This is a genomic window from Apibacter adventoris, from assembly GCF_002964975.1.
Classification (GTDB): Bacteria; Bacteroidota; Bacteroidia; order Flavobacteriales; family Weeksellaceae; genus Apibacter; species Apibacter adventoris.
Genome location: NZ_PSZM01000006.1, coordinates 1 through 5037 on the forward strand (window position 1 = coordinate 1; position 5037 = coordinate 5037).

Genomic DNA, 5037 nt, shown 5'->3' on the forward strand with positions numbered 1-5037 from the left:
AGAATTTAAGTGTATATTCTTATGTTCATAATAGGTCAGTAAATGCTGTAGATCCAGATGGGGAAGATATAATTATTCTTTATGATAGTAATTCTGTATATGGTTTAGGGCATTCAGCAGTTCTGATAGGGAATGATAAAGACGGTTGGCGCTATATATCGATGAATGGAACTGGAGAAGGAGCAAAACCGATAGGGCTAGCAAAAAATTCAGATTTAGGAAATATTAAATATAATCGAAAAACAAGAATAGGAAATGATTTTAGAGGATCAGGATTAAAAGCAACTGAAATAATAGGTATAATTAATGAATCAGCTAATCCTAATGAAAAACATAATTATGATAGAGCATTTCTAATATTATCCAATACAAGTGAAGATAATTTAGCCTATGAAAAAGCAAAGAAAGAAGCGAGTGCTAAATGGTATAATATATTTGGACAATCTTGTATAGATCCAGGACAAGCTGCTTTGAAAGGTGTTATAGAAGATAGATATGGAAAAGATGTACCAGATAAAATAGGGTATGAGAAAATAGAACATCAATTAATTCCAAATAATCAAGCCGCTATGTTATTAAAACAAATTGAAATGCTCAATAAAGGACTTCAAAAGCAAGGTCAGAATGTGATAATACAAGCTACAGAAAAAAATCTAAAAATAAATAGAAAAAAAATAAATAAGAATGAAGTTTAAAATATTATATAAGATACTTATAATTACTATGATATTTGGAGTCTTTTTAATTTATTTGAGTTCTTATATAGGTTGGTATGGTTATGAAAAATGGAAGTATCGTAGATCTACAAGAGGTGATATTGAACAATCTAAAATGCGAAAAGTTTTTGTAAAGCAAGTGCCTTTTATAGTAGTTCCGGATACAATTAAAACAGAAGGGATGTTTTATATAGAGAAGGGATATACCTATGGCAAGCATTCTATGGAAGATACAAGGGTTTTAACTATGGAAGATACAAAATATCCTTTTCAACTAATGTATAAAGGATTCAATATAATATATTTAAAAAAAGATAATCCTAACATGAAAGATTCGATACATAGAGATGAAATATGGCTTAAGAGTCCCATAATCAGAGATACAATATATTATAGGCTTTTGAAAAGTAAAGGAACAAATGTAGTAGATCCACAGTTTACTGATACAATAGGAATGATTAAAGTCTTTGATAAATAAGTAAAAAACCCGCTATTAGCGGGTTTTTATTTTTTAAATAATCCAAAGTAATCTGAGGAGTTCAATGGTGTTAAATAAGTCCCATTGTTGTGTTCTTGGAGTTCTGTATGTTCCAAAGAGAAAATAAGTACAGAGGTTACACTCCCTAAATAAAAGACAACTATGCGTATTTTGAAGTGCCTTAGCATGGAAAAGATCATAATGATTATGTAAACGGAACAGGCTCTGCTGTGCAGGCAAAGATAAAAAATATCAAACCTATGGGGGAGGAATAGGCAAAAGGAATGAAGAATATGAAAATTATTATCATGCAGATCATTTGGGAAGTAGCAGTTATATTACTAACTTAGACGCGCAAATAGTACAGCATGTAGAATATGTACCGTTTGGAGAGGTGTTTATTGAGGAAAGGAACCAGAGTAGGAATACCCCTTATTTGTTTAATGGCAAGGAGCTGGTTGAGGAAACGGGGTTATACTATTATGGGGCTAGGTATTACAACCCGAGGGAATCCGTGTGGTTGTCAACGGATCCATTAAGTGGTTACAACCCTATTATGGAAACGGAGCACTACATCGATGGTCAACATAATAGAGGGGTTTTTAATTCAAAGAATCATAATACCTATGGATATTGCTATCAGAATCCAGTTGTATTAATAGATACGAATGGGAAGCAAACATATTTTATTCATGGAACAATATCTGATTCATCAAGATGGACGGAAGGTGAAGGACCTAGAACTGTTAGAGCAATTATGAGACTAACAAATAGTAAATACTATAATACAGGATTTAATTGGTTTTCACCTCTTTTAAATTATCAAAATTATAAGTTACAGGCAGCTATTAGTCTAAAAGATTATGTGCTAAAACACAGAGTAGAAGGGCAGGAAATAACTTTAGTGGGGCATAGTCATGGAGGGAATGTTGCTATTCAAGCATCTAAGATGATTTTTGAAGCTAAAGGAGAAAAAGTAAATTTAATAACTATAGCAACGCCAGCATATAATAAATTGTCTAAATGGAGTAAAATCCTGAACATTATAAAAATTATATAAATGATCATATTGCTTTATGGAATAAAGTAGATGGTGTGTCAGGAGGAATGGAATGGCTGAAGATGATTATTTTAAAACATCTTCAATTACAACAAATATTGAATTAGATGTAAGTAAAGATTATAAGTCAACACAAATATTTGATGCACATTCATTTGATGTAGAAAAGCCAGAAATACTTGAAAGAAATATTGACAGTGGTAAGATTAGGAAAATAAACAAGATAAAGTAATAAATTTAGAATTATGTTTAAATTTAATTATATATTAGTGGTCATTTACTCTATACTTGTTGTGATTTTAGTAATGATAGGTAAATTGTCATTTGGTCATGGTTTAGGGGATTTATATTATATTATTGAATTGGTAATATTTTTATGTTTTATAATTTTATTAAATTCCATTAAACATAAAATTAATTATTCTTTTTTTAAGTATTTTATATTACTACTATCAGTAATTATTATTTTATATTTTTCATTAAAATTGACAATATATAGAGGGGTAGAAAAACCTTGGGATGGAAATGTTTTTATTAGGTGGCATATAAATTAAAAAAAAAGCCCCGCTTAATAGCGGGGCTTTTTTTATTTCAATAATTTCCTAGTCCATGCAGAATAATTTGAGGAGTTCAATAAGTCCCAGTTGTTGTGTTCTGTTAGTTCGGGATGTTCCAAAGAGAGGATAAGGGAGAATTTACAGAGGATACTCCCTAAGTAAACACCACTATGCGTATTTTGAAGAGCCTTATCATGGAAAAGACCATAATGATTAAGTAAACGGAGCAGGCTTTTGCTGTGCAGGCAATGATAAAAAACACCAAGCCTATGGAGGGGGAATCGGCAAAGGGAATGAAGAATATGAAAAGATGCAGTATTATGATCATGCGGATCATTTGGGAAGTAGCAGTTATATTACTAACTTAGACGCGCAAATAGTACAGCATGTAGCATATGTACCGTTTGGAGAGATGTTTATTGAGGAAAGGAACCAGAGTTGGAATACCCCTTATTTGTTTAATGGCAAGGAACTGGATGAGGAAACGGGATTATACTATTACGGGGCTAGGTATTACAACCCGAGGGAGTCTATCTTTTTAAGTGTGGACCCGATGTTTGAAGAAACGATGACTCCGTATCAGTATACGTATCAAAATCCAATTAGGTTTACTGACCCTACGGGGATGATTCCGGAAGTATCAGGAGATCCACCGAAGTGGTTATCAAAAATAATAAGAAAAATAAATTCAATTAAAACAAACACAACTCGATGGTATTTTAATAATGTAGTAGCTACTCAGCTTAATTGGTCTCCAGCTAATACTCCTTTTGATACAAGAGGTTATGAGTTATTCTTCTACTGGGTAAATGGATTAGGTAAGGAAGGAGGACTGAGATATAAAGAAGGAAAATGGGGTGATTATATGAGAAATAATACCTATATCAAGGATTTTTTAAAGGATCAAGCTTATGGGGAAGACTTAAGTATGAAAAATAGAGGGCAAAATACTTCAACAATATCTCCTTATAAGACTCCAATGGAAATTGAGAATGGATATACAACAGGATATGAATTATTACATGGGACAAGTGATTTTCAGGTGAAGGGAGGTACTGGTGTGTATAACGAAAAAACAGGAGTATATACATTTAAATATAATCTTTTATGGAATGATCGAATAGACCCTATTGTTAATCAAGGAGATGGACCATTGGCAGATTTCATCAAAAAAACGCCAGGTATAAACCCAGTTGATTATAATATAAGTATAGAATGGTCCCAGACAGTGGATATAAAGTTAGATTCTAATAAGAAAAATATACAAAGACCAGAGCCTGCAAGAAGAGGAAGTCAAGAAATTTTTTAATATATATTAAAATTATGAATAGGTTAAAAAAATATTTTTTTATATCAATATTAGTTTTAATAAATTCTTGTAATGAAAGTAAGGATAATATTATGCCTTTTTACAATGGAGGATTTGTAAAAGCAGAAGGTACTTATAAGGTGCCTAAATATAATTTAAAACTAGTAGAAACTAAATCAGGGCTTTTATTTGGAATATCTGATAAAAAAAATAAATTATTGTATCAGAGTGATATATTTAAAGCATTTAGTCAACATGCTTTTTGGAGTTTATATATCGATGAAGATTTTAATGTTTGGGTTTATAATTCTGATTATCAAGAAACTGTAGTTTTATTTTTTGATGAACAAAAAATGAAGTTTAGTACTAAAGATTATTGTAAAGATAAATTAAATTTGCCAAAAGAGTTTAAGAAAAGTTTAAATGATAGATTAGTGTGTCAGTAAATATTTTAATAATAAAAAAATAGGTTCCTTTATATGATAAATTAGTTTTAAGGTAATAAAAGAAGTTATAAAAGAATTCGCCTCGCAACAGAGGCGGATTCTTTTTATTATTCAATAATCTCTTCATCCAGAGAAAGTAGTCTAAGGAGTTCATTGGTATTTTTAATATCCCACTTGTTGTGTTTTTAGAGTTCGGATTGTTCCAAAAATAGAAAATAAGAGAAGATTTACAGAGGATACTCCCAAAATAAAGACCACTATTCTTATTTTGAAGTGTAAAGCTCATAATAATTAAGTAAACGGAACAGGCTTCTGCTGTGAAGGCAAGGATAAAAAACTCCAAACCTACGGAGGGGGAATTGGCAAAGGGAATGAAGAATATGAAAAGATGCAGTATTATTATCATGCGGATCATTTGGGAAGTAGCAGTTATATTACTAACTTAGACGCACAAATAGTACAGCATGTAGA

At 31.1% G+C, this 5037-nt stretch carries 6 protein-coding genes; all 6 read left to right on the forward strand.

Annotated elements, in window-relative coordinates; genetic code table 11:
- A partial coding sequence (locus tag C4S77_RS12895) for a hypothetical protein (protein ID WP_181042791.1) occupies positions 1-695 on the forward strand: 695 nt, incomplete at its 5' end.
- Entirely contained in the window at positions 685-1194 is a 510-nt protein-coding gene (locus tag C4S77_RS02850; protein ID WP_146106018.1) for a hypothetical protein, read from the forward strand. The genes C4S77_RS12895 and C4S77_RS02850, both read left to right, overlap by 11 nt.
- Positions 1195-1513: 319 nt before the next feature.
- Positions 1514-2254, forward strand: coding sequence for an RHS repeat-associated core domain-containing protein (locus C4S77_RS13455; RefSeq protein WP_317614906.1), 741 nt, complete (start codon positions 1514-1516; stop codon positions 2252-2254).
- A 52-nt stretch (positions 2255-2306) separates the two neighbouring features.
- Entirely contained in the window at positions 2307-2486 is a 180-nt protein-coding gene (locus tag C4S77_RS02860; RefSeq protein ID WP_105245956.1) for a hypothetical protein, read from the forward strand.
- 635 nt (positions 2487-3121) lie between these two features.
- Positions 3122-4120, forward strand: coding sequence for an RHS repeat domain-containing protein (locus C4S77_RS02870; protein WP_221405068.1), 999 nt, complete (start codon positions 3122-3124; stop codon positions 4118-4120).
- A gap of 14 nt (positions 4121-4134) precedes the next feature.
- Positions 4135-4566 carry a hypothetical protein gene (locus tag C4S77_RS02875; RefSeq protein WP_105245700.1) on the forward strand — a complete coding sequence of 144 codons (432 nt, stop codon included), beginning with the start codon at positions 4135-4137 and terminating at the stop codon, positions 4564-4566.
- Positions 4567-5037 lie beyond the last annotated feature (471 nt).

Bases quoted from the DNA above. Each gene is read 5' to 3' on its own strand.
- C4S77_RS02875 (WP_105245700.1), top strand. From the start codon at position 4,135: ATGAATAGGTTAAAAAAATATTTTTTTATATCAATATTAGTTTTAATA.
- C4S77_RS02860 (WP_105245956.1), top strand. From the start codon at position 2,307: ATGGCTGAAGATGATTATTTTAAAACATCTTCAATTACAACAAATATT.
- C4S77_RS02850 (WP_146106018.1), top strand. From the start codon at position 685: ATGAAGTTTAAAATATTATATAAGATACTTATAATTACTATGATATTT.
- C4S77_RS02870 (WP_221405068.1), top strand. From the start codon at position 3,122: ATGCAGTATTATGATCATGCGGATCATTTGGGAAGTAGCAGTTATATT.